This is a genomic window from Actinokineospora diospyrosa (genome assembly GCF_024171925.1).
Classification (GTDB): domain Bacteria; phylum Actinomycetota; class Actinomycetes; order Mycobacteriales; family Pseudonocardiaceae; genus Actinokineospora; species Actinokineospora diospyrosa.
Genome location: NZ_JAMTCO010000016.1, coordinates 1 through 26,049, shown reverse-complemented (window position 1 = coordinate 26,049; position 26,049 = coordinate 1). Strand labels below are relative to the sequence as shown.

29 protein-coding genes are annotated in these 26,049 nt (G+C 70.3%); 15 read left to right on the top strand and 14 right to left on the bottom strand.

The features are described from left to right. Positions 1-58: 58 nt before the first annotated feature. The 4 genes from LV75_RS28810 to LV75_RS28795 are packed head-to-tail and all read right to left on the bottom strand — an operon-like array spanning position 59 to position 2,456. Entirely contained in the window at positions 59-259 is a 201-nt protein-coding gene (locus LV75_RS28810) for an exodeoxyribonuclease VII small subunit (RefSeq protein ID WP_253890490.1), read from the bottom strand. Continuing rightward, complete coding sequence (locus LV75_RS28805) at positions 240-632, bottom strand: sugar ABC transporter substrate-binding protein (protein ID WP_253890489.1); 393 nt, start codon at positions 630-632, stop codon at positions 240-242. The genes LV75_RS28810 and LV75_RS28805 overlap by 20 nt, the downstream gene beginning before the upstream one ends. Positions 633-639: 7 nt before the next feature. Beyond that, positions 640-1,878, bottom strand: a complete 1,239-nt coding sequence (gene xseA, locus LV75_RS28800; protein ID WP_253890488.1) for an exodeoxyribonuclease VII large subunit — start codon at positions 1,876-1,878, stop codon at positions 640-642. Beyond that, a complete protein-coding gene (locus LV75_RS28795) occupies positions 1,875-2,456 on the bottom strand; it encodes a lipid droplet-associated protein (protein ID WP_253890487.1) in 582 nt (193 codons plus the stop codon). The genes xseA and LV75_RS28795 overlap by 4 nt, the downstream gene beginning before the upstream one ends. Positions 2,457-2,649: 193 nt before the next feature. Between LV75_RS28795 and LV75_RS28790 the strand changes: the two genes are divergently transcribed. Then, the gene (locus LV75_RS28790; RefSeq protein WP_253890486.1) at positions 2,650-3,615 is read left to right on the top strand and encodes a 4-hydroxy-3-methylbut-2-enyl diphosphate reductase; all 966 of its coding nucleotides are present in this window, start codon (positions 2,650-2,652) and stop codon (positions 3,613-3,615) included. Between the two features lie 14 nt (positions 3,616-3,629). On the opposite strand, the gene LV75_RS28785 is transcribed toward LV75_RS28790, so the two are convergent. Continuing rightward, on the bottom strand, positions 3,630-4,163 hold the full coding sequence (locus LV75_RS28785; RefSeq protein ID WP_253890484.1) for a DUF4245 family protein: 534 nt from the start codon (positions 4,161-4,163) through the stop codon (positions 3,630-3,632). A gap of 153 nt (positions 4,164-4,316) precedes the next feature. Here LV75_RS28785 and glpX point away from each other — a divergent pair, with 153 nt between their 5' ends. Then, entirely contained in the window at positions 4,317-5,378 is a 1,062-nt protein-coding gene (gene glpX, locus LV75_RS28780) for a class II fructose-bisphosphatase (protein WP_253890482.1), read from the top strand. A gap of 132 nt (positions 5,379-5,510) precedes the next feature. Then, positions 5,511-6,164 carry a L,D-transpeptidase gene (locus LV75_RS28775; protein ID WP_253890480.1) on the top strand — a complete coding sequence of 218 codons (654 nt, stop codon included), beginning with the start codon at positions 5,511-5,513 and terminating at the stop codon, positions 6,162-6,164. Between the two features lie 74 nt (positions 6,165-6,238). On the opposite strand, the gene LV75_RS28770 is transcribed toward LV75_RS28775, so the two are convergent. Beyond that, complete coding sequence (locus tag LV75_RS28770; RefSeq protein WP_253890478.1) at positions 6,239-7,219, bottom strand: NAD(P)/FAD-dependent oxidoreductase; 981 nt, start codon at positions 7,217-7,219, stop codon at positions 6,239-6,241. Positions 7,220-7,345: 126 nt separating this feature from the next. On the opposite strand from LV75_RS28770, the gene LV75_RS28765 reads away from it, so the two are divergent. Further along, positions 7,346-8,737 (top strand): class II fumarate hydratase, encoded by a 1,392-nt coding sequence (locus LV75_RS28765; protein WP_253890476.1) that lies wholly within the window; start codon positions 7,346-7,348, stop codon positions 8,735-8,737. On the opposite strand, the gene LV75_RS28760 is transcribed toward LV75_RS28765, so the two are convergent. Further along, entirely contained in the window at positions 8,643-9,581 is a 939-nt protein-coding gene (locus LV75_RS28760; protein ID WP_253890474.1) for a DMT family transporter, read from the bottom strand. The two genes, LV75_RS28765 and LV75_RS28760, sit on opposite strands and share 95 nt — an antisense overlap. Positions 9,582-9,691: 110 nt before the next feature. Between LV75_RS28760 and pdxR the strand changes: the two genes are divergently transcribed. After that, positions 9,692-11,074 carry a MocR-like pyridoxine biosynthesis transcription factor PdxR gene (gene pdxR / locus LV75_RS28755; protein ID WP_253890472.1) on the top strand — a complete coding sequence of 461 codons (1,383 nt, stop codon included), beginning with the start codon at positions 9,692-9,694 and terminating at the stop codon, positions 11,072-11,074. On the opposite strand, the gene LV75_RS28750 is transcribed toward pdxR, so the two are convergent. Next, positions 11,061-11,243 carry a hypothetical protein gene (locus LV75_RS28750; protein ID WP_253890471.1) on the bottom strand — a complete coding sequence of 61 codons (183 nt, stop codon included), beginning with the start codon at positions 11,241-11,243 and terminating at the stop codon, positions 11,061-11,063. The genes pdxR and LV75_RS28750 overlap by 14 nt on opposite strands. 127 nt (positions 11,244-11,370) lie before the next feature. Between LV75_RS28750 and LV75_RS28745 the strand changes: the two genes are divergently transcribed. Further along, entirely contained in the window at positions 11,371-12,879 is a 1,509-nt protein-coding gene (locus LV75_RS28745) for an ATP-dependent DNA ligase (RefSeq protein WP_253890668.1), read from the top strand. Between the two features lie 205 nt (positions 12,880-13,084). On the opposite strand, the gene LV75_RS28740 is transcribed toward LV75_RS28745, so the two are convergent. Beyond that, positions 13,085-13,843: a hypothetical protein gene (locus LV75_RS28740; protein ID WP_253890469.1), complete on the bottom strand. Its 759-nt coding sequence runs from the start codon at positions 13,841-13,843 to the stop codon at positions 13,085-13,087. 5 nt (positions 13,844-13,848) lie between these two features. Further along, positions 13,849-14,412, bottom strand: a complete 564-nt coding sequence (locus LV75_RS28735) for a papain-like cysteine protease family protein (protein WP_253890467.1) — start codon at positions 14,410-14,412, stop codon at positions 13,849-13,851. Positions 14,413-14,601: 189 nt separating this feature from the next. Between LV75_RS28735 and LV75_RS28730 the strand changes: the two genes are divergently transcribed. Together LV75_RS28730 and LV75_RS28725 are read left to right on the top strand one after the other, a co-directional pair. Then, positions 14,602-15,555 (top strand): hypothetical protein, encoded by a 954-nt coding sequence (locus LV75_RS28730; RefSeq protein ID WP_253890465.1) that lies wholly within the window; start codon positions 14,602-14,604, stop codon positions 15,553-15,555. A 4-nt stretch (positions 15,556-15,559) separates the two neighbouring features. Beyond that, on the top strand, positions 15,560-16,990 hold the full coding sequence (locus tag LV75_RS28725) for a GuaB1 family IMP dehydrogenase-related protein (RefSeq protein ID WP_253890463.1): 1,431 nt from the start codon (positions 15,560-15,562) through the stop codon (positions 16,988-16,990). Positions 16,991-16,993: 3 nt separating this feature from the next. On the opposite strand, the gene LV75_RS28720 is transcribed toward LV75_RS28725, so the two are convergent. After that, positions 16,994-17,713, bottom strand: a complete 720-nt coding sequence (locus LV75_RS28720; RefSeq protein WP_253890461.1) for a hypothetical protein — start codon at positions 17,711-17,713, stop codon at positions 16,994-16,996. Beyond that, positions 17,706-18,050 carry a hypothetical protein gene (locus tag LV75_RS28715; RefSeq protein ID WP_253890460.1) on the bottom strand — a complete coding sequence of 115 codons (345 nt, stop codon included), beginning with the start codon at positions 18,048-18,050 and terminating at the stop codon, positions 17,706-17,708. The genes LV75_RS28720 and LV75_RS28715 overlap by 8 nt, the downstream gene beginning before the upstream one ends. A 235-nt stretch (positions 18,051-18,285) precedes the next feature. On the opposite strand from LV75_RS28715, the gene LV75_RS28710 reads away from it, so the two are divergent. The 5 genes from LV75_RS28710 (at position 18,286) to LV75_RS28690 (ending at position 21,517) form a co-directional block, all read left to right on the top strand. Further along, positions 18,286-19,335, top strand: a complete 1,050-nt coding sequence (locus tag LV75_RS28710; RefSeq protein ID WP_253890458.1) for an ABC transporter ATP-binding protein — start codon at positions 18,286-18,288, stop codon at positions 19,333-19,335. Next, positions 19,332-20,117 carry an ABC transporter permease gene (locus LV75_RS28705; protein ID WP_253890457.1) on the top strand — a complete coding sequence of 262 codons (786 nt, stop codon included), beginning with the start codon at positions 19,332-19,334 and terminating at the stop codon, positions 20,115-20,117. Before LV75_RS28710 ends, LV75_RS28705 begins: the two co-directional genes overlap by 4 nt. A 95-nt stretch (positions 20,118-20,212) precedes the next feature. Then, the gene (locus LV75_RS28700; RefSeq protein ID WP_253890455.1) at positions 20,213-20,770 is read left to right on the top strand and encodes a hypothetical protein; all 558 of its coding nucleotides are present in this window, start codon (positions 20,213-20,215) and stop codon (positions 20,768-20,770) included. A gap of 61 nt (positions 20,771-20,831) precedes the next feature. Further along, positions 20,832-21,311, top strand: coding sequence for a DUF2975 domain-containing protein (locus tag LV75_RS28695; RefSeq protein WP_253890454.1), 480 nt, complete (start codon positions 20,832-20,834; stop codon positions 21,309-21,311). After that, the gene (locus LV75_RS28690) at positions 21,311-21,517 is read left to right on the top strand and encodes a helix-turn-helix domain-containing protein (RefSeq protein WP_253831304.1); all 207 of its coding nucleotides are present in this window, start codon (positions 21,311-21,313) and stop codon (positions 21,515-21,517) included. The genes LV75_RS28695 and LV75_RS28690 overlap by 1 nt, the downstream gene beginning before the upstream one ends. On the opposite strand, the gene trhA is transcribed toward LV75_RS28690, so the two are convergent. Continuing rightward, positions 21,514-22,137 carry a PAQR family membrane homeostasis protein TrhA gene (trhA, locus tag LV75_RS28685; protein ID WP_253890667.1) on the bottom strand — a complete coding sequence of 208 codons (624 nt, stop codon included), beginning with the start codon at positions 22,135-22,137 and terminating at the stop codon, positions 21,514-21,516. The genes LV75_RS28690 and trhA overlap by 4 nt on opposite strands. A gap of 136 nt (positions 22,138-22,273) precedes the next feature. Continuing rightward, on the bottom strand, positions 22,274-22,711 hold the full coding sequence (locus LV75_RS28680; RefSeq protein WP_253890452.1) for a CoA-binding protein: 438 nt from the start codon (positions 22,709-22,711) through the stop codon (positions 22,274-22,276). A gap of 49 nt (positions 22,712-22,760) precedes the next feature. Between LV75_RS28680 and LV75_RS28675 the strand changes: the two genes are divergently transcribed. After that, positions 22,761-23,537 (top strand): isoprenyl transferase, encoded by a 777-nt coding sequence (locus LV75_RS28675; RefSeq protein WP_253890450.1) that lies wholly within the window; start codon positions 22,761-22,763, stop codon positions 23,535-23,537. 489 nt (positions 23,538-24,026) lie between these two features. Then, positions 24,027-25,391, top strand: coding sequence for an RNA 5'-3' helicase PhoH2 (gene phoH2, locus LV75_RS28670; protein ID WP_253890448.1), 1,365 nt, complete (start codon positions 24,027-24,029; stop codon positions 25,389-25,391). Positions 25,392-26,049: the final 658 nt, after the last annotated feature.

The window sequence follows — 26,049 nt, the reverse complement described above, 5'->3', positions numbered from 1 at the left end:
GATCCCGTACCCGCGGCGCTCGACCGCGTCAGGCTGTCCAGAGGTGCAGCGCCGCGAACTACTCGTCGGCCTCAACGGCCGCTAGCGCGTTCTCGACGCGTTCTCGTGCGCCCGCCAGATGCCTATCGCAGATCTTCGCCAAAGCCTCGCCGCGTTCCCACAGAGCCAGTGACTCCTCCAGCGACAGCCCGCCCGCTTCCAGCTTCGCGACAACCGTCGCTAATTCGTCGCGGGCTTGCTCATACCCAGGTTCGGTCACCGGTTTCCTGTCGGTTGTGGGCGCGGGCCAGGGCGGTCGCCACGGCTTGGTCGTACCCGATGAACGCCTCGGCGAAGTCCTCGCCGTCGCGGTCGGTCAGGGCCTCTTCGATTCTGGTGCGGGCCTGGTCGATCTTGCCGCGGTGGCCCTCGGTGGCGTGCGGGGTCGCCGCGTCGGACAGTTCGCGCAGGCGCAGCGGGAGCTGGTGCTTGCCGGGGGCGTCGCAGCCCGCGAGGAGCGCGGCCCAGCACTCGGCGGCCGCCGAGTCGGCCCGGCGGGCCGTGGCGTGCACCGCCCTGGTGGTCGGGTCGGGGGTGGCCCGCACCGTGGACAGGGTGAGCGGGAGGAACGTCGGTTCGCGACAGGTCCGCATCGCCGGATCAGCTCCCTTCACCCTCCCGGTCGCCGGTGGCGACCGCGTGCAGTGCGCCGTCGGCGAGCCGGATGCGCAGGGCGGTGCCCTCGGTGGCGTCCTCGATCGAGCGGAGAACCCGGGGAGTCCCGTCGGCATCGGTGTGCTGTACGACCGCGTACCCTCGGGCAAGGGTGGCGGCTGGTCCCAAGGTCGTCAAGCGGGCTTTCGTCGCGTTCAGCGCGGCCCGTTCCTCGGCCAACCGCGCCAGCAGCGCCCGGCGCGCGCGCTCGACCAGCGAATCCACCTGTTCGGCGCGCCGCACCAGCGGGGTGATCGGGTCGGCGAGCACCGGCCTGCTGCGCAGCTGGGTCAGCAGCCGGACCTCGCGATCCACCCATCCGTGCAACGCCCGGCGGGCCCGGTCGCGCAGCTGGCGGACCCGGGCGGACTCCTCGGCCACGTCCGGCACCACCCGCTTGCCCGCGTCGGTCGGCGTCGAGCAGCGCACGTCGGCCACGTGGTCGAGCAGCGGGGTGTCCGGTTCGTGGCCGATCGCGCTCAGCACCGGGGTGCGGCAGTCGGCGACCGCGCGGCACAGGGCCTCGTCGGAGAACGGGAGCAGGTCCTCGACGCTGCCGCCGCCGCGGGCGATGACGATCACCTCGACGTCGGGGTCGCGGTCGAGCACGCGCAGCGCGTCGAGGATCTGCGGCACCGCCAGCGCCCCCTGCACCGCGACGTTCTCCACCCGGAACGACACCGCGGGCCAGCGCGCAGTGGCGTTGGCCAGCACGTCGCGCTCGGCGGCGGAGGCGCGGCCGGTGATCAGGCCGACCTTGGCGGGCAGGAACGGCGGGCGGCGCTTGCGGCGCGGGTCGAACAGGCCCTCCGCGGCCAGCAGCCTGCGCAGCCGCTCGATGCGGGCCAGCAGCTCGCCGATGCCGACCGCGCGGATCTCGTCGGCGCGCAGGCTCAGCGTGCCGCGGTTGAGGAAGAAGGTGGGCTTGGCGTGCACCACGACGCGGGCGCCGTCGGTCAGCGGCGGTTCGTGCGCGCGCAGCATCTGGGTGGAGCAGGTCACCGTCATCGACACGTCCGCGGCGGGGTCGCGCAGGGTGAGGAACGCGGTGCCGGTGCCGGGGCGCGCGGAGATCTGGGTGAGCTGGCCCTCCACCCACACGGTGCCCAGCCGGTTGACCCAGTCGGCGATCTTGCGGGCGACCGTGCGGACCGGCCACGGCTCTTCTGCGGTGGGTGCGCTCACGTGTCGGACGGGCCCTGACCAGCGGCGTCCTGGACGGTGGCCAACCTGCGGGTCAGCATGCCCACGTACGAGGGCCGGTTCTCGGTGGCCCGCTCGTGCGCCAGCAGCTCCTCCAGCGCCGCGACGTCGAAGCCGCGCAACCGGGCGCGCAGCTGCGCCAGCGACAACTCCCCGTAGTTGGGCACCGACGCGGGCCCGGCGACCGGGGCCACCAGGTCGTCGTCGACCTCGACCGGCGTCAAGCCACCCGCGGGCTCAGCGCCCGGGAGGTCGTCCTCGACCAGGTCCTCCTCGGCGACCTGGTCGAACGCGGCCCGCTGGTCGTCGGCGTCGTCGAGGTCCTCGTCGAAGGTCGCCCACTCCGGGTCCTCGTCCACCGGCCGCAACGAGGCGATCGCCTCGTCGCCCTTGATGGCCAGTTCGGTGACGTGCTGCTGCACCCGCATGGACACCTGCAGCGCCTGGCTGGCCACGGTGACCGGCAGCCCGGCGATCCGGGTGGGCAGGTCGCGGGCGTGCTCCAGGGCGGTCGCGGCGAGCCCGGCCGCGACCCGCAGCGGCAGGGGGAGAGACTTCATGGTTCCTAGCCTGCCCGAGTCCGGCGGATCTGCACAGCGACACTCCCGCCCACCCTCCCCTTGACACTCCCGCCCACCGCCCCCCGACACTCCCGCCACCCCACCCCCCGACACACACCCGGACCGCGCGGGGTGAGCGCCCCGACACCGACCGAACAGGAGCCCTGGGCCGAGCGGCCGTACCCTGGACGGCATGAGCGCCACCACCAAACGCGTCCTGCTGGCCAAGCCGCGCGGCTACTGCGCCGGAGTCGACCGCGCGGTGATCACCGTGGAGAAGGCCCTGGAGACCTACGGCCCGCCGGTGTACGTGCGCAAGGAGATCGTGCACAACAAGCACGTCGTGGAGACCCTGCGCGAGCGCGGCGCGATCTTCGTCGACGAGGCCGACGAGGTGCCCGAGGGCGCGCTGGTCGTGTTCTCCGCGCACGGCGTCTCCCCCGCGGTGCACGACCAGGCCGCCCAGCGCGGCCTGCGCACCATCGACGCCACCTGCCCGCTGGTCACCAAGGTCCACTTCGAGGCCAAGCGGTTCGCCAAGGACGACTACGACATCCTGCTCATCGGCCACGAGGGCCACGAGGAGGTCGAGGGCACCGCCGGTGAGGCACCCGACCACGTGCAGCTGGTGGACACCGCCGAAGACGTGGACAAGGTCGTGGTGCGCGATCCGTCGAAGGTGATCTGGCTGTCGCAGACGACGCTGTCGGTCGACGAGACGATGGAGCGGGTCGACCAGCTGCGCGAGCGGTTCCCGCTGCTGGAGAACCCGCCCAGCGACGACATCTGCTACGCCACGTCGAACCGCCAGTTCGCGGTGAAGGCGATGGCGCCGCAGTGCGAGCTGGTGATCGTGGTCGGCTCGCAGAACTCGTCGAACTCCAAGCGGCTGGTCGAGGTGGCGCTGCAGGCGGGCGCGAAGGCCTCGTACCTGGTCGACTTCGCCCACGAGGTCGACGAGTCGTGGCTGGAGGGTGTGCGCACCGTCGGGGTCACCAGCGGTGCCTCGGTGCCGGACAACCTGGTGATGGACCTGCTCGCGTGGCTGGCCGAGCGCGGCTACGGCGACATCGAGGAGATCACCACCGCGGAGGAGAAGGTGGCCTTCTCGCTGCCCGCCGAGCTGCGCAAGGGCCTCAAGCAGACGGCCAAGTCTTAAGACCTAGCTAGGACCTAGATGGCGGCGGCGAGGGTGCGGAACTCCTCAGCGGTAGCGCTACCGGTGATCAGCAACCGCACCCCGTCCACGTCGGCGACCCAGGCCTGCTCGTCGCGCCGCCCCGGGAAGACCGTCCAGCGCGTCCCACCGACGTCCTCGACGCCGGTGGCCAGCCCCTGGGTGCCGGTCTCGGCGAGCACGAGGTCGGTGAGCTGCGCGTCGGACTGGCTGAGCTGGATGAACCGGGCCGGGGTCAGCCAGCCCGCCCGCACCACTCGGCCGGACGGGTCGACTTTGCCGCTGCTGACCGAGTTGCCCTGCCAGGCCGCGGGCACCGACGGCACCCGGATCCGGAACGGCGCCTGGGCGCGGCCGAGGCTGTCGGCGACGTCCACCCTGGGTGCCGACGCGGGGTCGGCCTGGGGCGCGCCCGGGCTGAACGTGCAGGCCCTGGTCAGCAGCAGCGGTGCGCCGATGATGATCAACAGGGCCAGCAGCGACAGCACGATGTCGCGCGGGCCGTGGGTCAGCCGGTTGCCGGAAGCCATCCGCCCATAATCGCAACCGCCGTTCGGGCCCGTGCGGGAGCCACCAGTGACGAGCGGCACGGCCGTCGACCTAGGCAGGTACACACCCTGGTCTGGGAGGATGCGGATTGGTCTGCACTGCCGCAGGCTGCCCGCGCCGATCCGGGAGGCAGTATGAGCACTCCGACCACCAATTCGAGCACCGGGCGCCGCCGGGAGGCACCCGAGCGCAACCTCGCGCTGGAGTTGGTTCGGGTGACCGAGGCCGCGGCGATGGCGGCGGGCCGCTGGGTCGGCAGGGGCGACAAGAACGGCGGTGACCAGGCCGCGGTCGACGCGATGCGCAAGCTGGTCGGCACGGTGTCGATGCGCGGTGTGGTGGTGATCGGCGAGGGCGAGAAGGACGAGGCGCCGATGCTCTACAACGGCGAGGAGGTCGGCAACGGCGACGGCCCCGACTGCGACGTCGCGGTGGACCCGATCGACGGCACCACGCTGATGTCCAAGGGCATGCCGAACGCGCTCGCGGTGCTGGCGGTGGCCGAGCGGGGCGCGATGTTCGACCCGTCCGCGGTGTTCTACATGGAGAAGCTCGCGGTCGGCCCCGAGGCGGCCGACGTGGTGGACATCACCGCGCCGGTGGCCGAGAACATCCGCCGGGTCGCGCGCGCCAAGAGCACCGACGTGTCGGACGTGACGGTCTGCATCCTGGACCGGCCCCGGCACGACAGCCTGGTCAAGGAGGTCCGGGAGGCGGGTGCGCGGATCCACTTCATCTCCGACGGCGACGTGGCTGGCGCGATCTCGGCCGCCCGGCCCAACACCGGGGTCGACCTGCTGCTGGGCATCGGCGGCACCCCGGAGGGGATCATCGCCGCGGCCGCGCTCAAGTGCATGGGCGGGGCGATCCAGGGCAAGCTGTGGCCCAAGGACGACGCCGAGCGCGGGCGGGCCATCGACGCGGGCCACGACCTGGACCGGGTGCTGCTGACCGACGACCTGGTGCGCGGCGACAACGTGTTCTTCTGCGCCACCGGCGTCACCGACGGTGACCTGCTGCGCGGCGTGCACTACCGCTCGGGCGGCTGCACCACCCAGTCGATCGTGATGCGCTCGAAGTCCGGTACGGTCCGGATGATCGACGGCTTCCACCGGCTCACCAAGCTGCGCGAGTACTCGTCGGTGGACTTCGACCTGGCCGTCGGCGAGACCGACGCGATCCCGCCGCTGCCGTAACCGCGCGGCACTGGACGCAGGCGCCGGGTAACGGATCGGTAGCGGTCGACAACCACGCGTGCACCCCGCTCGTCATTGTTGACGACGGGGTGACCGCCGGGGCACCCGCTGGGGTAGTCGAGGGAGCACGATATGAAGGTCAACCGGCTGATAGCGGCAGCGGTGGTCGCCGCGGCCGCGCTGCTGGCAACGGCGTGCGGCACCGGTGACGCAGCCCCGGCCGCGCAGGTGCAGCCCGCGACGCCGCAGGCCACGACGACAACGGTCCCCCCGACGACAACGACGACCACCCCGGCTCCGACAACGACCACCACAACCGTCGCGCCGACCACCACGGTCGCGCCTACGACGACCACGGTGAAGAAGCCGACCACGACGACGACCAAGCCGAAGCCCAAGCCGACGACCACCAAGCCCGTGCCGCCGCCCGTCGCGGGTGTGCCGTGCGCGGCGACGGCCTCGGCGTGCATCGACCTGTCGGCGAACCAGTCGTGGTTGCTCAAGGACGGCAAGGTCGTGCTGGGGCCGGTTCCGATCACCCACGGCAGGCCGGGCTACCGGACGCCGGTGGGCACGTTCAAGGTGGGCTGGAAGGACATCGACCACAAGAGCCGGGAGTTCGACAACGCCCCGATGCCCTTCTCGGTGTTCTTCAACGGTGGCATCGCCTTCCACCAGGGCAGCCTGAAGGTCCAGAGCCACGGCTGCATCCACCTGTCGGCGTCGGCGGCGAAGGCTTACTACAACGGCCTGTCCGTCGGTGACATCGTTCAGGTTGTCGCCTAGTTCTTACAGCTCAGTTCTCACAGCGGAAGGGCGACGGAGACTCATCTCCGTCGCCCTTCTTGCGTCTATAGGCGCTATTCGGCGTTGCTGGAGTGGCCGGGAAACAGGTGCGCTTCCGGGTCGAGCGCGACAGCGATGTTGTTCACGGCTGTTGCCGCTTCCCCGAAGCCGGTCGCGATCAGCTTGACTTTGCCCGGGTAAGCGGCGACGTCACCGGCGGCGTAGATCAGCTCGCGGGCGGTGCGCATGGTGGTGTCGACCTTGATTGAGCGGTGGTCGATTTCCAGCCCCCACGAATCAATGGGCCCTAGGTCTGCCGTGAAACCGAGCGCGGCGACCACAGCTTGCGCCGGTAGCACTACCGACTCGCCGCCCACTGTTAGCTCTACCTCGTGCAGGCCGTCGTCATCGCCGCGCAGTTCGGTGACCTGGGCGTCGGTGATGATGCGGACGCCGAGGGCCTCGACCTGCCGGACGGTGGCGGGCATGGCGCGGAACTTGGCGCGGCGGTGCACCAGGGTGACCGAGGTGGCGATCGGGTGCAGGGCCAGTGCCCAGTCGAACGCGGAGTCGCCGCCGCCGACGATCACCACGTGCTGGTCGCGGTGCACCTCCAGGGACGGCACGAAGTGCACCATGCCCCGGCCGAGCCAGCCGGAGCCCGCGGGCAGCGGCCGCGGGGTGAACTCGCCGATGCCCGCGGTGATCAGCACCGCGCCCGCGTCGACGACGGCGCCGCCGTCGAGCTCCACGGTGAACCTGCCGTCCACTTCGGACACGGTGAGCGCCCGGCGGCCGAGCAGGTAGGTCGGTTTCCACTGGTCGGCCTGCTCGACCAGGGCGGTGACGAGGTCGCGGCCGCGGACCGAGGGGAAGCCTGCGACGTCGAAGATCTGCTTCTCCGGGTACATCGCGGTGATCTGGCCGCCCGGTTCGGGCAGCGAGTCGACCACGGCGGTGCGCAGATCTCGGAACCCGGCGTAGTAAGCGGCGAACAGACCGGTGGGGCCCGCGCCGACGATGAGGAGGTCGACTTCGGTGGTGGGAGCGGTCATCGGGGTCCTGCCCTTCCGTGTGGTGGGCGTCCGGTTCCACCCTATTGCCGCGACCGCGCCCGTGGCGGGTTCCGCTGTGGGCAAGCTGACCATGCCCCGGCGCGGGAACGGGGCGAGACTGGCGGTATGGCTGAGTTCCGCACCGAGCACGACACGATGGGCGAGGTCCAGGTCCCGGCGCAGGCGCTGTGGCGGGCCCAGACGCAGCGGGCGGTGGACAACTTCCCGATCTCCGGGCGCGGCCTGGAGCGGGCCCAGATCCGCGCGCTCGGCCTGCTCAAGGCCGCCACGGCCAGGGTCAACGGGTCGCTGGGCGTGCTGCCCGCCGAGGTGGCGGCGGCGATCGCGGCGGCGGCGACCGAGGTGGCCGACGGCGCGCACGACGAGCACTTCCCGATCGATGTGTTCCAGACCGGGTCGGGCACCTCGTCGAACATGAACGCCAACGAGGTCATCGCGACGCTGGCGAGCCGGGCGCTCGGGCGCGACGTGCACCCCAACGACCACGTCAACGCCTCGCAGTCCTCGAACGACACCTTCCCCACGACGCTGCGGCTGGCCGCGACCGAGGCCGTGGTGACCGACGTGATCCCGGCGTTGGAGCAGCTGGCCGGGGCAATCGAGGGGCGCGCGGCGCAGTGGGGCGAGGTGGTCAAGTCCGGCCGCACGCACCTGATGGACGCGGTGCCGATCACGCTGGGCCAGGAGGCCGGGGCGTGGGCGGCGCAGGTCCGCTACGGGGTCGAGCGGCTGCGGTCGGTGCTGCCCCGGCTGGGTGAGCTGCCGATCGGCGGGACCGCGGTGGGCAGCGGGTTGAACGCGCCGCCCGGGTTCGGCGCGGCGGTGTCGGCCGAGTTGGCCGCGGCGACGGGGTTGCCGGTGACCGAGGCGCGCGACCACTTCGAGGCGCAGGCGACGCAGGACTCGGTGGTGGAGGCGTCCGGGCAGTTGCGCACGGTCGCGGTGTCGCTGTTCAAGATCGCCAACGACCTGCGCTGGCTGGGGTCGGGGCCGCGCACCGGGTTGGCCGAGTTGGCGCTGCCGGACCTGCAGCCGGGGTCGTCGATCATGCCGGGCAAGGTGAACCCGGTGATCCCGGAGGCGACGATGATGGTCGTCGCCCAGGTCATCGGCAACGACGCGGCGGTGGCGTTCGCGGGCAGCCAGGGCAACTTCCAGCTCAACGTGATGCTGCCGGTGATCGCCCGCAACGTCCTGGAGTCGGCCCGGCTGCTGGCCGCCGTGGCCCGGCTGCTGGCGGAGAAGGTCATCGCCGGGGTGGAGCCGGACGTGGCGCGGCTGCGTGAGTACGCGGAGAGCTCTCCATCGATCGTGACGCCGCTGAACTCTTACCTCGGCTACGAAGAAGCGGCCTCTATCGCCAAGCAGTCGCTTAAGGAGCGCAAGACGATCCGCGACGTGGTCATGGAACGGGGTCACGTGGCGGCGGGGAAGCTGACCGAGCAGCAGTTGGACGAGGCGCTCGACGTGCTGCGGATGGCCAAGGGGAACGGCTGAGCAGCCCGATCACGCAGCCCAACCCGACCACGGCGACGCCTGCGAGACCGGCGAGCGTCAGGTCCTGGGAGCCGACCGCGATAGACACGAACAGCCCTGCCGCGGGCATCACCCCGATAAGCACCCCGGCGCGGTCGGCACCCAGGACTGACACGGCCTGGTACCAGATGACGAAGGCGACCACGGTGAGCACAGCGACGACAGATAGCGCTGTCCACTCGCGATTGGTCGGGGTGCGCCAAGTCTCGAAGACGAACGCGAGGCAGGCACCGCCAACTGTGGCGATGACGTGACACCACAAAGCGACCGATAGACCGCCTAGCCTGCCGATCACTCCTACGGCGAAGAGGGTGAAGCAGGCTTCGCACACCATGGTCAGCACGGCCAGCAGGAGGCCTGGGCCTGCCCAGCTACCGCCGCCGGAGAGGACGACCACGCCCGCGACGACCACGGCGGCTCCGAGCAAGGTCCGGGCCGCGGGCCTGCGCTTGGCCATGAGCGGTCCGATGGTGGCCAGTACGAGTGGACTACCGCCGAGGACCGCGGCGACGAGCCCGGGTTCGGCGTGGCGCTGGGCGGCGATCATGACCGCGTTGAAGCCGAGCATGCCGACCACGACGATGGCGATCAGCGCCGGGAAGTCCCTCGGCTTGGGGGCGGCGATCGGGACGCGGCGGGCGAGCGCCCAGGCCGCGAGCAGCAGGGCGCCGACGCCGTAGCGCATGGCCTGGCCGGTGAGCAGCGGGAAGTCGACGAGCATCCCCGAGAGCGGGACGGAGCCGCCGATCATGGCGGAGGTCAGCAGACCGGCGCCGATGGCGAGCCGGTGGCGGGAGGTGGGCACGCACCCAGGGTCGCCGGGAAGTGGACCTGAGAACAGCTCCACTTCACCAGGTGTGGACTGGTCCACTTAGCGGGGTCGGCCCAGGTCGGCCCGGCCCGTAGGCTGGCGGCATGTCCTCCTTCCGCGAACTCCTGGTCCCCGGCATGGCCGAGGTCGGGCGCGGACAACGTGGTCGGGCGCTCGAAGCGGCGGTGCGGGCGGCGATCCGCGACGGCAGGCTGACGCAGGGGACGCGGTTGCCGTCGACCCGAGATCTCGCGGTCCAACTCGGGTTGTCCCGAGGCACGGTCAGCGCTGTCTACGCGCAACTGGTGGCCGAGGGGTACCTGCGCGCGAAGCACGGGTCAGGCACGACTGTTGCCGCTACCCCGGTCAGTTCGGAGACGGTGTCACCGCCGCCGGTTAAGACCGCGCCCCGGTGGCGCTATGACTTGCGGCCGGGCGTGCCTGCGCTTTCGGCATTCCCCCGGGCGGAGTGGCAGGCGGCGACGCGCGCTGGCTTGGCGACGCTGACCGACGACGATCTCGGCTACCCGAACCCGGCAGGGCTACCGGCGCTGCGCACGGAACTGGCCGCCTACCTCGGGAGGGTGCGGGCAGTGGAAGCTGCCGACGTTGTCGTCACCCACGGAGTCGCGGAAAGCCAGTCGCTAATGGCGCAGGTACTCCGCGCGGAGGGACATAGGACTATCGCGGTTGAGGACCCCACGCACCCGGGGTCCGTCGAGGCACTTACTGCGCACGGGCTGCGTCCCGTGCCGATTCCGGTCGACGAGGACGGCATGCGGGTAGATCTGTTGCCGCGCACGGGGTGCCGCGCGGTGCTGGTCACCTCAGCCCACCAGTTCCCTTTGGGGGTCGTCCTCAGCCCTCAGCGCCGCCGGGCGTTGGTGAGCTGGGCACGCGAGCGAGACGGGTACGTACTAGAGGACGACTACGACGCCGAGCACCGGTACGACCGTCCAGCAGTTGGGACTACCCAGGTGCTCGACCGCGACAGGGTCGTCTATCTCGGTAGCGTCAGCAAGGTCCTAGCGCCCGCGATCCGATTGGGATGGATGGTCGTGCCCGCCGCATTGCGGGACAGGGTGGTCGACCACAAACGCCTCTCGGACTTGGGCTGCTCCCCCATGCCCCAGGCCGCCTTGGCACACCTGCTGCGCTCGGGTGGTTACGACCGGCACCTCCGCCGCAGCCGTCAGCTCTACCGCCGACGGCGTGACGCCCTGCTCTCCTCGGTCGCGAGCGAGTTGCCCGGCTGGCAGCCACATGGCGTCGCCGCCGGACTACACCTGGTGTTGCGCCTACCGGAGGGCACTGACGACAAGGCGCTGCAGACCGAGCTGGCGCGGCGCGGGATCAACGCGCCTGCGCTGTCCGGGTACGCGCTCTCGACCAGCCCGTTCCCCGGCCTGGTCGTCGGCTACGCGGCGCTGTCGGTGGACCGGCTGCGGGCGGCCGTCGCGGAGATCGCCTCGATCAGCGCGCCCTGACCATCCACTGTGGACCACGAACCGGTTGCGCCTCGGTGGCCTGCTGGACGGGGGGCGGCACCGGGATCGCCACCCGGCTCCTGGGTTCGGCGGTGGGCGGCGTGCGTTCGGCACAGCCGACGAGCACCACAGCGGTCGTGGTCAGGACCGCGGCGAGGGCAAGACGCATCAAGGAGGGCTCCGCATGGGTACGAGGGGCTCATCCAGGTAGACGCGCGGGCCGGACTGGGGTTCAGTTGAATCGCGATCTTCTTTCGGCTGCGGTTGTCAGTGGGCACGGGCACCATGGCGACATGCTGACGATGACCGACGTGGTGACCGCCTCCGCCGAGGTCGGCGGCACGCGCTCGCGGCTGGCCAAAGTCGACACCCTCGCCGCGCTGCTGCGCCGCGCGGCGCCCGACGAGATCGCCCCGCTGGTCGGCTTCCTCACCGGCTCCCCCGTCCAGGGCCGGGTGGGCGCTGGCTGGCGGACGCTGGTCGCGCTGGACCGCCCACCGGCCGCGGCGCCGTCGCTCACGGTCGGCGCGGTCGACCAGGCGCTCACCGCCCTCGCCGAGACCTCCGGCAAGGGCTCGACCGCGACCCGCCGCGCGCTCCTGGACGACTTGTTCGGCGCGGCCACCACCGCTGAGCAGCGCTTCCTCATCGCCCTGCTCACCGGCGAACTCCGCCAGGGCGCGCTCGAAGGCGTCATGCTGGACGCCGTGGCCAAGGCCGCCGAGGCCCCCGTCCCGGCCGTCCGCCGCGCGTTCATGCTCTCCGGCCGCCTCCCCGCCACCGCCGCGATCGCCCTGACCGGCGGCGACCTGTCGGCCATCGGCCTGCAACTGCACCGCCCGGTCCGCCCGATGCTCGCCGCCCCCGGCTCCTCCCTCGCCGACGCGCTGACCCAGCTCACCCCGTGCGCCATCGAGTACAAGCTGGACGGCGCCCGCATCCAGGTCCACAAGACACCTGACCGGGTGACCATCTACACCCGCACCCTCCGCGAGATCACCGACAGCGTCCCCGAACTGGTCTCGCTCGTGCGTGCGCTGCCGTGCTCCACCGTCGTCCTGGATGGCGAGACTCTTGCGCTATCGGACGACGGCAGGCCAAGACCGTTCCAAGAGACGATGAGCCGGTTCGGTAGCACTGTCGAGGAGCAGGTGAAGGCACTGCTGCTGCGGCCGTACTTCTTCGACTGCCTGCACTTGGACGGGAAAGACCTGATCGACCTACCACTGCGTGATCGCGCCGCCGCCCTGCGTCGGGCCGTGGGCGAGCACGTGATCCCCGGCCTGGTGGATCCGTCCGTTGAGGACGCGGAGGAGTTGGCGGCGCGTGCCCTGGCCGAGGGCCACGAGGGCGTGATGGTGAAGGACCTCACCTCGGTATACGCCGCCGGACGACGGGGCAAGGCATGGCAGAAGGTCAAGCCGGTACACACGCTGGACCTGGTCGTACTGGGCGCGGAATGGGGACACGGCCGCCGAACCGGGTCCCTGTCGAACCTGCACCTGGGAGCACGAGATCCGGACGGCGGCCCACCGGTGATGGTCGGGAAGACGTTCAAGGGACTGACCGACGAGCTGCTGCGCTGGCAGACGGAGGAGTTCCCCCGGTACCGGTCCGGCGGGGATGACTGGACTGTCTACATGCGACCGGAGTTGGTGGTGGAGATCGCGATCGATGGGGTGCAGGTGAGCACCCGCTACCCGGGCGGGGTGGCTCTGCGGTTCGCCCGGGTAGTGCGCTACCGCCCGGACAAGACCGCCGCCGAAGCGGACACGATCGATACGGTGCGCGGATTGCTGGCCTAGCGGCCATCGCCCGTGCCTATAGCCGGACGCCATGCCGTTCGAAGAGATCCGACCCGGCTTCGCCGACCAGAACCCGGACCTCATCGAGCCCTTATGCCGTCGACTCGCCATGACAACGGTCTCGCTCGTCTATAGGCCCGCCGAGCAATAAGAGATGGCGGTGGTCCGAGACCTCCTCAAGCCCGGACCACCGCCATCTATCGGCCTAGTGTCGCCGCAGTGCAGGGGCGGCGGTCGTAAGGACCACCGCGGCGACGGCTAGGGCCAGGATCCCGAGGACCGCCCAGGGCGTGGTCGCGCTACCGGGCGTTCCGGTACCGGTGGGGCTGACCAAGCCCGTGCTCGGGGAGGAATAGCCACCCGCTTGACCGGAGCGGTCGTAGGCGGAGCCGGGCAGCTTGTCGGCGTAGCGGGACGCGACCTCGCGCTGGTACTGGGCCAGCGACTGGGTCTTGCCGGTCGACAGGGAGCGGATCGCGCTCCCGGTGACCGCGTACCAGCTGTTCGTCTGCGGCTCCCGCAGCAGCACCGCGCCCGGGCTCAGCTTGCCCGCGTTGCGGAACTCCAGGTCGCCCGCCGCGATGTTGGCGACCGACCACGCGCCGGAGGCGTCGCGGACCGTCCACACCGAGGCGCTCGCACCGCCGGGCGCGGTGGCCGGGACGGCCACGTACGCCAGGCGGCCGACCTTGCTCGAGCGGCCTGCGACGAAGTCCGGGCTCAGCTCGTACACCGACACCGAGGTGCCGCCGACCTGGGCCTGACCCGCCGCGGCGAAGCCCGCCGCGCCGAGGAACTTGCCGACCGTCGCGGCGACGTCCGGTGTGGACGCCGCGGCTTGGGCCTTGGCCGCGTCGGCCGCCGAGACCGCGCCGTCGACCGGGGTCGGGTCGGCGCCCGCGTAGCCCGCGAGGCCGAGCACGCCCATCGCGGCCAGGGTCAGCGTTGTGAGGATCTTGCGCATGCCGTTCACCGCCTGATCCCGGTCAGCGTGTGGGTCCACGAGAAGCTGGAGTTGTTGACGTAGTAGCTGTAGGTCGCCCAGTTGTAGCGGTAGTTGTCCGGCCACGGGTCGCCCCAGTAGACCCAGCTCTTGGCCGAGTCGTAGCCGTAGAGCACGTGCATGTGCCCGCCGCCGGACTTCCAGAGGATGCGGGTCTCGACCGGCTGGCTGGCGTTGAGCTGGGACTGCACCGCCGAGTAGCTGATCGTGTTGTAGATGTAGGAACCCGGGTTGCTGAAGCCCAGGCGGGAGAACCCGTTGCGGACCTGGGCGAGGTCGGCCTGGTCGTTGGGGCAGGTGAGGTTGGTGTTGCGGTTCTTGGCCAGCGCGCAGAAGTTGTTCTGCGACACGTTGACGCCGTGGGACGCGGCGATCGACGTGCCCGATGCCGCCCAGCACCAGTTGCTCTGCTGCTGGGCCTGCATGGTGAACGCGGCGGCCGCCTGGGCCGACGCGGGTGCGCTGACCAGCCAGGCGATGACGGCCACGAGGGTGGCCGCCAGCGCCGAGCGGGTCGCTTGCCGGGACATGATGCCTCCTGAAAACGCAGGGTGGAGTGCCCGGAAGCGTGCGATCACCGCGTTTCGGCCGACAAGGGCCGGACAAGGGGGCCCGGAGCGTTCCAGCCGGACGGCGCACCTTTACCCATCGGTACCGCGTGGCTACTGTGAACATTCACCGTCGTTCACCCGTTCGGGAATGCCCAGTCGGGAGCAGCAGTGACCGCAGACGCCTTAGCCGACGCGCTCCGCCGTGGTCCGTTCCACGTGGCGCTGCGCACGGCCATCGAGCACAGAGGCCTGTCACTGGCGCGGTTGCGGGCGCATCTCTCGCGCATCGAGGTATCGGTCGCCGAGTCCACTCTCAGCTACTGGCAACGCGGCTTGCGTCACCCGGACATGCCACACGCGCTCACCGCCGTGCGCGGACTGGAGACCGTGCTCGGGCTGCCGACCGACTCGCTGGTGGTCCTGATCGGTCCCCGCCAGCGCGGCAGCCGGGCCCGCAAGCCCTCGGCGTCCTTCGCGGAGCTGGTGGTCGCCGGTCCGACCACCCGGGAGCTGCTCGCCCAGCTCGGCGTCGACCCGGAGCGCTGCAACGCGGGCCTGGAGCTGCAGATGACCCACGAGCGGGTCACCATCGCCGCCGACCGGACCCAGGGGCGCATCCAGACCCGGCTGGTCAGCGTCGCGCGCGAGCCGGGCATCGACCGGTACGTGGCGGTCTACCACGGTGAACCGGGCTGCGACATCGAGCGGGTCCGGGTCACCGCGGGCGACGGGTGCCGGTTGGGCCGGGTGCGCCGCCGGGAGATCTGCGTGGCGTTCGAGCTGATGTTCGACCGCAGGCTCGCCGAGGGCGACACGGTCGTCCTCAGCTACGCCGTCGACGACAGCTCCGGGCTGGAATGCCCCGGGTACTTCCGGATCTTCCGCGAGCCCGGTGGGCCTTTCCTGCTCCAGTTGGAGCTACCGCCCGCTGACTTGCCTGCCCGGTGCGTTCAGGAAGTCCGGACCAACGACTTACGCCCGCCCTCCATCTCGCAGGACCTGTACTGCGATCGGGGGTACATCGTTAGTGCATACTACTCCGGGGTGGACCGCGGCATAGCCGGAATAGCGCTGGAGTGGCCGCAGAACCCGGCGAACCCGGTGGTGGACCCCGTACCGTGAGGTGGTGCGCTTCCTCGCTGGCGAGCCCGCCCACGACCTGACCTACGACGACGTCTTCCTGGTGCCCGGCCGCTCCGCGATCACCAGCCGCTTCGACGTCGACCTGGCCACCCACGACGGCACCGGGGCGAGCATCCCGATCGTGGTCGCCAACATGACCGCGGTCGCGGGCCGCCGGATGGCCGAGACCGTCGCCCGCCGCGGTGGCCTGGTCGTGCTGCCCCAGGACGTCGACCCCGCCGCGGTCGGCGACATCGTGGCCTGGGTGAAGTCGCGCGACACCGTGTGGGACACGCCGCTGGTGCTGACCCCGGGCGACTCGGTGGCCGACGCGCTGAACCTGCTGCCCAAGCGGGCGCACGGCGCGGTCGTCGTGGTCGACGCGGACGGCCGCCCGGTCGGCGTGGTGGACGAAGCGGCGTGCCTGGGGGTCGACCGGTTCACGCGGGTGGGCGAGGTGGCGGACCGGGAGATCGTGACGCTCCCGGTGGGCGCCGCGCCGCGCGAGGTGTTCGAGGCGCTGCACGCGGGCAAGGTCGCGCTCGCCGTGGACGCGGGTGGGCGGCTCGCGGGCGTGCTCACCGCCGTCGGGGCGTTGCGCGCGGACATCTACACACCCGCGACCGACGCGTCCGGCCGGTTGCGAGTCGCCGCCGCGGTGGGGGTGAACGGCGACGTCGCGGCCAAGGCGGCGGCACTGCTGGAGTCCGGTGTGGACACCCTCGTGGTGGACACCGCGCACGGCCACCAGGAGAAGATGTTGGCGGCGTTGAAGTGCGTGCGCGACCTGGCGCCGACCGTCCCCGTCGTCGCGGGCAACGTGGTCACCGCCGAGGGCGTCCGCGACCTGGTCGACGCGGGCGCCGACGTGATCAAGGTCGGCGTCGGCCCCGGCGCCATGTGCACCACCCGGATGATGACCGGCGTCGGCCGCCCCCAGTTCTCCGCCGTCCTGGAATGCGCCGCCGAAGCCCGCTCCCTCGGCAAACACATCTGGGCCGACGGCGGCGTCCGCCACCCGCGCGACGTGGCTTTGGCCCTGGCGGCTGGCGCGTCATCGGTGATGGTCGGTTCGTGGTTCGCAGGCACCTACGAGTCCCCCGGCGATCTCCTGCGTGACGAGCAGGGCCGCCCCTATAAGGAATCCTTCGGCATGGCGTCCAAGCGCGCGGTCTCAGCGAGAACCCGCGCCGACAACGGCTTCGACAGGGCTCGTAAGGCGCTGTTCGAAGAAGGCATCTCGTCATCACGCATGCGACTAGACCCCAAGGCACCCGGCGTGGAGGACTTGCTGGACACGATTTGCTCTGGGGTCCGATCCGCGTGCACTTACGCGGGCGCCGCGAACTTGGAAGAGTTCCACGCCCGAGCAGTAGTCGGCATCCAATCAGCAGCTGGCTTCGCCGAAGGACGCCCCCTGCCATCGGGGTGGTAGCGCCTAGAACTCCCCGTGCAGTGCGGTGATCCGCACCGTGCCCGTGATTCGCTGTCCTACCAGCACGAGCAGCGTGGCACCCACGTGCAGGTGTGGTCGCGCCAGGTCGGATTCCACGAAGTTCGCCCGGCACATCCACGCGCCGTCCTCGAGTTCGTCGACTTTGCGGAAGAAGACGGTGAGCCGAGTCGCCGAAGCGGGTGCGTCATCGCCGTGCGGAGCGGGCACCACCGTGGCGTGGTGGCGCGTCGGGACCCCGTCGGGTGGAAGCAGTCGCAACGTCGACTCCGGCGTCCACCGCACCTCGGCGTCCGCGCGGAAGATCCCCGCCTTCCGCTTCGGCCCCATGTCCGGCCCGTCCACCGGCGGCAGTCGCCACGGCGGGCTGTCGTCGTCGATGGGGCACGGGGAGCCGGTGGACACGAAGCACCACATGCTGCGGATCGGCCGCGCCATGTCCTCGACGAACCGCCCAGCATCCCGATCGACCAGATAGGCGGCGCAGATCGCCGCTACCCGCTCGTAGTGCCCCTCCACGGCGGCAAGGCAGTCGAAGTAGTCCGACGTCCTGAACGGCGCGCCCCCCTTGAGGTCCATCGCCCACCGGTTGAAAGAAGCCAGCGCCACGACACCCAACGCGGCCTGCTCGACCACCGCCCAGGCGGTCCGGCGGTCGGCGATGATCTCGCCCAGCACTCGCTCGACGAGTTCCACGTCACTCACCGCTCGGTTCCCCCAGCACCGCTGTGATCCGCGCGGTGCCGACGATGCGCGGACCTTCGAGCACCTGCAGCACACCCCCTGAACGCAGATGCGGCAGAGCCAACTCCGGAACGAGGAATCCCACCAGGTACGTCCACCGCTGCTCGTCGAGCTCGCCGGTCTTCTGGAGCAGGACGCTCAACACGCGACCGTGGTCGACCTCGCTGTCCTCGTCGGTCACAAACCCAGCCGTGGCCATGTACACCGGCGCGGTCGGGTTCCCGCTCCGCCGCCCACCCTCAGCCGCCGACCGCCACCGGACCTCAGCCTCGGCGACCGGGTTCTCGATCTTCTCCAAGCTGGTCGCTCCCTGCGGATAGCTTCGTCCAGATCGACGATGAAGCGATCCGGTGAACTGCCTCGATGCCTTCGCCCGCTGTCAGTTCTGCGCAGGCGCGCCCGCCCCACGTCGCCACCGCAGCGGTCGATACCGAGGTGGGCGGAACGCTAAGCAGGGTTGGTGGCCGGGCCCGGGCAGTTCGGTGAACAGCGAACGGCGTGATGTCGTTTGACGTCCGGCATATGGTTGCGGGGTGAGAGCAGTCGAGGTCAGGGACCTTGTCAAGCTGTACAAGAAGAACCCCAAGCCCGCGGTCGACGGCCTGGGATTCAGCGTCGAGGCCGGGGAGGTGTTCGGCCTGCTGGGGCCCAATGGGGCCGGGAAGACGACCACCGTGGGGGTGTTGACCACCCGGGTCTTGCCCACTTCCGGGCACGCCGAGGTGCACGGGGTGGATGTGGTCCGCGACGCGAGGCGGGCGCGGCAGCTGCTGGCGGTGGTGCCGCAACGGAACAATTTGGACAGATCGCTCAACATCCGGCAGAACCTGTTGTTCCACGCGGCTTATCACGGCGTGGCCAGGGCCGAGCGCAACGCGCGGGCGGACGAGATCCTGGAGCGGATGGGACTCGCCGACCGGGCGAAGGACAAGATCGATATCGTCTCCGGCGGGCAGGCGCAGCGGGTGATGATCGCCAGGGCGCTGATGCACCAGCCGAAGGTGATGTTCCTGGACGAGCCGTCGACCGGGTTGGACCCGCAGGCGCGGTTGTTCGTGCACGACCGGGTGCGGGACCTGCGCGCCGAGGGGGTCACGGTCGTCCTCACCACCCACGACATGGACGAGGCGGCCAAGCTGTGCGACCGGGTCGGGATCGTCGACCACGGCAAGCTGCTCGCCCTGGACACCCCGGCCGCTCTTACGCGCGGACTGCCCGGCAGCACCACCGTGAGCGTCACGGTCAATCTGGCGAGCACTCCAGCAGAACTGGTCGAGAAGGCTCTAGCCGGTATCGAGGGCGTAGAGCGGGTTGAGCGGATTGCCGCCGGTGGTCCTGCCATGCCGGCAGCGCTGCCTCCCGGTCTACCGCCTGCCGCTTTGGCCGCTCTAGCGGCAAAAGAATCCCCGGCGGCCGCTACCACCGGCCAGTTCCGCCTCTACACCGGAGACGAGGCCGCGGTAGTCCTGCCTGCCGTGCTGCGCGTTCTCGGAGACACGGCCTGCGAGGTCACCGACCTCTCCATCGGCACGCCCAGCCTCGAAGACGTCTTCATCCACCTCACCGGCCGGGAGCTGCGATGACCACCCACGCCAGTTCCCCCCTGCGCACCTTCGGCTCGGTGCTGTGGCGCGACGTGTTCGTGACCGGCCGCGAACTGCTGCCGTTCCTGGCGCAGGTGATCATCCAGCCGTTCTTCACCCTGTTCATCTTCGGCAAGGTGCTGGCCAACCTCGGCTACGTCGGCCCGGACTACGCCGCGATCCTGCTGCCCGGCATCGTCGCGCTCAACGGGTTCCTCGGCGCGCTGCAGAACACCACCATGCCGCTGATCATGGACTTCTCCTGGACCAGGGAGATCGAGGACCGGCTGCTCGCGCCGATCCCGATCGCCTGGGTCGCGGTGGAGAAGATGCTCTTCGGCGCGCTGCGCGGGGTGATCGCGGCGCTGGTGATGATCCCGATCGGGTTCCTCATCCTGGACAACGTCAGCTGGCCTGCCTCGGCGTGGCTGCCGGTGCTGCTGATCGTGGTGCTCGGCTCGCTGGTCGGCGCGGCGATCGGGATGACCATCGGCACCTCGGTGCAGCCGCGGCAGATCAACATCCTGTTCGCGGTGATCCTGGTGCCGCTGATGTTCACCGGGTCCACCCAGTTCCCGTGGATGGGGCTGGAGAGCGTGCGCTGGTTCCAGGTGCTGTGCGCGCTCAACCCGCTGACCTACGTCAGCGAGGGCATGCGCGCCGAACTGGTCCCGCACGTGCCGCACATGCCGATGTGGGTCAGCCTCCTGGTGATGGTCGTCGCCTGCGGCGTGTTCGGCACGCTGGGCATCCGCGGCTTCCTCCGGCGCGCGCTCGACTGAGCCGTTGTGGACCCCGGGATGGCGCATTGTCCCGGGGTCCACGCCAGAGCAAGATCGGCTACGTCAGGCAACCACTCGATGATGAGGCGGTACCGATGACGAAGCCGAGAGCTGTCCGACCAGTGCGCCGGGTGCTGGTCACCGCCGCGATCCTGGTGGCGGCCTTGATGAGCGCGAGCTGGACACCGGCCGCCGCGGCGCCCGCGCCGGTCACAGCGGTGGTGGACGCGGAGTGCCTGGGCACCTTCAGCCGGGTGTTCGCCCCTCCGGTCAGCACCACCCCGCAGACCGTGACCGCCACAGCCACGTACACCTACAGCAGCTGCCTGGTCGGCCCCACCGCGACCAGCACCGTGGCCAACAGCGCCACGCTGTCCTGCGTGCCGGTGGTGCCCGGGATCCCGCCGGAGACCGAGGTCGTCACCTGGCTCGACGGGACCGGCGACACCACGACCGTGACGTGGTCCAACTCCACCGCCGTCGGGCAGACCGTGGTCCTCACCGGGGCGGTCACCGCGGGCAGGCACCTCGGCGACAGCGCCACCAAGGTCACCTCCGGCACCAGCTACCTCGGCAGCGTCGTCGGCTGCCTGCTCGGCACCCCGATCAGCAGCACGACCGGCCTCGTCGACAGCTTCCTGCTGACCGGCTGATCACACCGACCAACGATAGCTACCGATTGACTTTCGATAGATAGAGGGCGACACTCGATGCATGGCTTCCGTGCATCGAGTGGTCCTCCCACTCCGCGCCCTGTTGGTGGTGCTCTTCGGCGTCCTGGTGCTGTTCCAGACCATGTCGCTGCCGGGTCAGTTCGCGCACATGGCGCGCGAGGACCCGGAGATGGCTTACCTGCGCTGGCCCGCGACCGCGGTGACGGTCTTCTGGGTGCTGTGCGTGCAGGCGGTGATCGTGTCCACCTGGAAACTGCTCACCCTGGTCAAGACCGACCGGATCTTCAGCGAGGAGTCCCTGGTCTGGGTGGACGCGATCGTCTGGGCGATCGCCGCGGGCGGGGTCGTGCTGCTCGGCGTGCTCGGCTACGTCGGGTTCAACGCGGACGACCCCGGACTGCCGCTGCTGCTGTTCCTGATGTCGGTCGGCGTCACCGTGGTCGGACTGCTGGTGGTCGTGCTGCGCGCCCTGCTGCGCCAAGCCTCGGCACTGCGGGCCGACCTGGACACGGTGATCTGATGCCGATCGTGGTGCGCATCGACGTCGAGTTGGCCAAGCGCAAGATGAGCGTCGGCGAGTTCGCCGAGCGGGTCGGTCTCACACCCGCGAACGTGGCAGTACTGAAGAACGGCCGGGCGAAAGCGGTGCGGTTCAGCACGCTGGAGGCCATGTGCCGAGTGCTCGAGTGCCAGCCCGGCGACCTGCTGGAGTGGGTCGAGGACTAGGGGTACATCGCGAGCCAGATCGCCACATAGTGGCAAACGGCGGCGAGGACGGTGGCGGCGTGGAAGAACTCGTGGTGGGCGAAGGTCCTAGGCCACGGGTTCGGCCACTTCGTCGCGTAGAAGACGGCGCCGACGGTGTAGAAGAGGCCGCCTGCGAGCAACAGCACGAGGGCCGCGACGCCCGCGTGGGCGAGCAGTTCCGGTAGGACGAAGATGGCCACCCAACCCAAGGCGATGTAGATGGGCGTGCCGAGCCAGCGGGGCGCGTGCGGCCACAGCAACTTCAACCCGACGCCGAGGATGGCCCCGCCCCAGACAACGGCGAGGACGATGTAGCCGGTCGGCTGGTCCATCGCGAGCAGGCTGAACGGGGTGTAAGTGCCCGCGATGAACAGAAAGATCATCGAGTGGTCGAGCCGCTTCATCATCGTGCGGGCGCGCTCAGTGACCCACCAGCGGCGGTGGTAGAGCGCGCTCACCCCGAAGAGACCAAGCACGGTGGCGCCGTACACCGCCGTCGCCAGGGCCGCGGTGGGCGAGACGGTCGCGGCCATCGACACGAGCGTGCCGCCGGTGGCGAACGAGATGAAGAACGACCACAGGTGGATCACGCCGCGCATGCGGGGCTTGTCCTTGAGGGACCGGGGCGCGGTCTGGGTCGCTGCCGTCACCCCACCGAGGTTACGGGACCGTAGGTTCTCCCGCCGGGCTTGTGTGCGCCGCACCACAACCAGCCGGTAGCCCCCCTCAGCGCTACTAAGACCAGCCAACGACCTCCCTGTGCTCCACCGCGAAGCACCGGTCCATCACCACGTCCAACCCGCCCGCCGCCGCCACCCGTGCCGCCTCATCGCTGATGACGCCCAACTGCAGCCACAACGCCCCCGCCCCCACCGCCACGGCCTCCCGCGCGATCTCGACCGCGTGCTCGGGCTTGCGGAAGACGTCGACCACGTCGATCGGGCCGGGCACGTCGGCCAGCGAGCGGTACGCGGGCAGCCCTTCCCACCGCTCGAGCGCGGGATTCACCGGGAAGAGGGTCAGGCCGCTGGTCCGCAGGTAGGTCGCGACCCCGTGGCTGGGTCGGGCGGGGTCGGCGCTGAGGCCGACGACCGCGATCGTGCGCGACTCCCTGACCAGGCGTTCCAGCACGGCCAGGTCCTGCCATATCGGATCGATCTCGGTACGGTGCACGTCCCCAGTGTCCCCCGGATCGCCCCCGGGCGGCGTACCCTCGTTGGCCGTGAGTCTGCGCAGGCGTGTGGCCGACATCGTCTATGGCATCTACGAGAAGCGACTCGTCCAGCAGGCGGGTGGGCGCACCCCCCGCCACGTCGGGGTGATGCTCGACGGGAACCGGCGCTGGGCCCGCGAGGCGGGGTTCACCGACGTCAACGACGGGCACCGGGTGGGCGCCCGGCGCATCGCCGACCTGCTCGGCTGGTGCGAGGAGGCCGGGGTCGAGGTGGTGACCCTGTGGCTGCTGTCCACCGACAACCTCAACCGCGACGAGTCCGAGCTGCGCCCGCTGCTGGAGATCATCGGTGACGTGGTCGACGAGCTGGCCGAGCCGGGCGCCCCGTGGCGGCTGCGCATCATCGGCGCGCTCGACCGGCTGCCCGCCGAGACCGCGGCCCGGCTCAAGGCCGCCGCGGAGCGGGCAGGCGGGCGGGAGGGCGTGCAGGTCAACATCGCGGTCGGGTACGGGGGCAGGCAGGAGATCGCCGACGCGGTGCGCAAGCTGCTGCAGCAGCACGCCGAGGCGGGCACCAGCATCGAGGCGCTCGCCGAGGTGCTGGACGTGGACCACATCGCCGAGCACCTGTACACCTCCGGGCAGCCGGACCCGGACCTGGTGATCAGGACTTCCGGCGAGCAGCGACTGTCGGGCTTCCTGCTCTGGCAGTCGGCGCACTCGGAATTCCACTTCTGCGAGGCCTACTGGCCGGATTTCCGCCGGACCGATTTCCTGCGCGCACTGCGGGCGTACGGAATACGTCACCGCCGATTCGGGTCCTAGTCACGCTTTGCCCGCTTTGGTCGGGGTTTTCCGCCGGTCCGGTGATCACGGTGCCGGGCGGATACGCTGCGTCAAGGCCACTAGGGGCCGCTGACCCCTAACCGCCGGTACCGGGGCCGCGCCGACACGTTCGGCCGCTGCCGCGGGTCGCCGGTTGTGCTAGCGCGGCCGGATCCGATAACGCTGCGCGGTCGCGTGGCGCCGGGATGTCACTGTGATGACGAAATAGAAAATCACCTGTGTGGCAGCGTGCCGATTGTCGGAGTTCGCAGGTAGCTTTCGAAGTGTCGGTCCGTGTCCACTGCGGTCCGACCCGGGAGGCCCTGGTCGTGAGAGTGACGATCGCGAGGGGGCCGGCACCCGGCTCCCGCGGGGAGCGAGGTGGACGCCGGTAGCCACCGCGCGTCGGCCTTCGCAGACCCAGCCAGGGCCGGTTGCCCGGCCCACCGAGGAAGCGGACGCGGGTGCCGCGTTCGCGAGGGAGTTGCCGTGACCGCTTCGCGTTCATCCACAGGCCTTTCCTCAAGTCAGTCGAGTTCCCAGGAGGCGGAACCAGCCAGGCGCACCTACGTCCTCGACACCTCCGTGCTGCTGTCGGACCCGTGGGCGTTGACCCGGTTCGCCGAGCACTCGGTGGTCGTCCCGCTGGTGGTCATCAGCGAGTTGGAGGGCAAGCGGCACCACCCGGAACTGGGCTGGTTCGCCAGGGAGACGCTCCGCCTCCTCGACGACCTGCGGCGACGGCACGGCAGGCTCGACAAACCCATCGCGATGGGTGACGGCACCCTGCACATAGAGCTCAACCACTCCGACCCGTCCGTGCTGCCCCCCGGCTTCCGCACGGACGGCAACGACGCCAGGATCCTCGCCTGCGCCCTGAACCTGGCAGCCGAGGGTCTAGAGGTCACCCTGGTCACCAAGGACATCCCGCTTCGCGTCAAGGCGGGCGCGGTAGGCCTGGACGCCGACGAGTACCGAGCGGGCGAGGTAGCCCCATCGGGCTGGACCGGCATGACCGACCTGGATGTGCCCCAGGAAGCCGTGGACGCCCTCTTCGAATCAGGCGCAGTTGAGCCTGCCGACTACGGGATCCCCGCGGCAGCCGAACTCCCGACGAACACCGGCCTCCGTTTATTGGCTGGCACCTCCAGCGCCCTGGGCCGCGTCACCGCCGACAAGCAGATCCGCCTCGTCCGCGGCGACCGCGAAGCCTTCGGCCTGCACGGCCGCTCCGCCGAACAGCGCATCGCCCTGGACCTCCTCCTGGACCCCGACATCGGCATCGTCTCCCTCGGCGGCCGAGCGGGCACCGGCAAGTCGGCACTCGCACTGTGCGCGGGCCTCGAGGCGGTCATGGAACGCGGCCTGCACCGCAGGGTCGTGGTGTTCCGCCCGATGTACGCGGTGGGCGGCCAGGACCTGGGCTACCTGCCGGGCACCGAGAGCGAGAAGATGCTGCCCTGGGCCCAGGCGGTGTTCGACACGCTCGGCGCGCTCGTCAGCAAACCGGTCATCGATGAGGTGCTCGACCGGGGGATGCTGGAAGTCCTCCCCCTGACCCACATCCGCGGCCGCTCCCTGCACGACAGCTTCGTCATCGTCGACGAGGCGCAGTCCCTGGAACGCAACGTCCTGCTGACGGTGCTCTCACGGCTCGGTGCTGGGTCGCGGGTAGTGCTGACGCATGACGTCGCGCAGCGGGACAACCTGCGGGTCGGGCGGCATGACGGGGTGGCAGCGGTGATCGAGAAGTTGAAGGGGCACCCGCTGTTCGCGCACGTGACATTGACGCGGTCGGAGCGGTCCCCGATCGCGGCGCTGGTTACGGAGATGTTGGAGGACCACACGGCTTAGACGTGGGTGACGGCATCTCTTAGACGTGGGTGACGGCCCCTGGGGTGGCGCTTGGGCGCTGCTCTGGGGGTTGTTGCTTTGTGGGGTGTTGCCTGTGGGGGTGCTTGGCGGTTCCGGGCGGGCGGTTGTCCACAATGGCCTTGGTTGTCCACAGGTTCCGTTTGCTGCGGCTGTTTTGTCGGTGCGCGTCGGTAGGCTGTATATCGGGGGCTCTTGTGGCAGATGATCTTGGGGGGTGGTTGTGGTGGTTGGTTGTCCACAACGTCTGCGGTTGTCCACAGGGCTTTAGTTGGTGCTCCCGGTTTGTTGGTGCTGCGCGGTAGGCTGTGTATTTGGGGGCTTTCGATCAGGTTGATCTTGACGTCATCCGTTGCTGGGGGTGCGGGGCAAGGGATTCGGGCCTCCGCCTTCGGCTCCGGTGAACGGCTCGCCTTCGGCATTGCATCTGATCCGCGATTTTCGAGCTTTGCTCGATGCGGTGGACCTGTTTTGTGCGGGGCCCCTACGACACCCGTGGCAGAACCGCAAAGCAGGGGCCGAAAAGACTGGCCCTGCCGCGCGGAAACGCTACGGGTGCCGTCCCCCCACACAAAACAGGTCCACCCCATCGAGCACTTGGCACCAGCGACTCCGACTGTCCAGGCGCTGGGCAGGTGGG

What these genes read in the sequence shown, in the direction of transcription:
- LV75_RS28700 (WP_253890455.1), top strand. Translation starts at nt 20,213, where the DNA reads ATGACGAAGCCGAGAGCTGTCCGACCAGTGCGCCGGGTGCTGGTCACC.
- LV75_RS28735 (WP_253890467.1), bottom strand. Translation starts at nt 14,412, where the DNA reads ATGTCCCGGCAAGCGACCCGCTCGGCGCTGGCGGCCACCCTCGTGGCC.
- LV75_RS28765 (WP_253890476.1), top strand. Translation starts at nt 7,346, where the DNA reads ATGGCTGAGTTCCGCACCGAGCACGACACGATGGGCGAGGTCCAGGTC.
- trhA (WP_253890667.1), bottom strand. Translation starts at nt 22,137, where the DNA reads ATGCGCGGCGTGATCCACCTGTGGTCGTTCTTCATCTCGTTCGCCACC.
- pdxR (WP_253890472.1), top strand. Translation starts at nt 9,692, where the DNA reads ATGTCCTCCTTCCGCGAACTCCTGGTCCCCGGCATGGCCGAGGTCGGG.
- LV75_RS28775 (WP_253890480.1), top strand. Translation starts at nt 5,511, where the DNA reads ATGAAGGTCAACCGGCTGATAGCGGCAGCGGTGGTCGCCGCGGCCGCG.
- LV75_RS28805 (WP_253890489.1), bottom strand. Translation starts at nt 632, where the DNA reads ATGCGGACCTGTCGCGAACCGACGTTCCTCCCGCTCACCCTGTCCACG.
- LV75_RS28705 (WP_253890457.1), top strand. Translation starts at nt 19,332, where the DNA reads ATGACCACCCACGCCAGTTCCCCCCTGCGCACCTTCGGCTCGGTGCTG.
- LV75_RS28740 (WP_253890469.1), bottom strand. Translation starts at nt 13,843, where the DNA reads ATGCGCAAGATCCTCACAACGCTGACCCTGGCCGCGATGGGCGTGCTC.
- glpX (WP_253890482.1), top strand. Translation starts at nt 4,317, where the DNA reads ATGAGCACTCCGACCACCAATTCGAGCACCGGGCGCCGCCGGGAGGCA.
- LV75_RS28690 (WP_253831304.1), top strand. Translation starts at nt 21,311, where the DNA reads ATGCCGATCGTGGTGCGCATCGACGTCGAGTTGGCCAAGCGCAAGATG.
- LV75_RS28695 (WP_253890454.1), top strand. Translation starts at nt 20,832, where the DNA reads ATGGCTTCCGTGCATCGAGTGGTCCTCCCACTCCGCGCCCTGTTGGTG.
- LV75_RS28790 (WP_253890486.1), top strand. Translation starts at nt 2,650, where the DNA reads ATGAGCGCCACCACCAAACGCGTCCTGCTGGCCAAGCCGCGCGGCTAC.
- LV75_RS28795 (WP_253890487.1), bottom strand. Translation starts at nt 2,456, where the DNA reads ATGAAGTCTCTCCCCCTGCCGCTGCGGGTCGCGGCCGGGCTCGCCGCG.
- LV75_RS28750 (WP_253890471.1), bottom strand. Translation starts at nt 11,243, where the DNA reads ATGCGTCTTGCCCTCGCCGCGGTCCTGACCACGACCGCTGTGGTGCTC.
- LV75_RS28785 (WP_253890484.1), bottom strand. Translation starts at nt 4,163, where the DNA reads ATGGCTTCCGGCAACCGGCTGACCCACGGCCCGCGCGACATCGTGCTG.
- LV75_RS28770 (WP_253890478.1), bottom strand. Translation starts at nt 7,219, where the DNA reads ATGACCGCTCCCACCACCGAAGTCGACCTCCTCATCGTCGGCGCGGGC.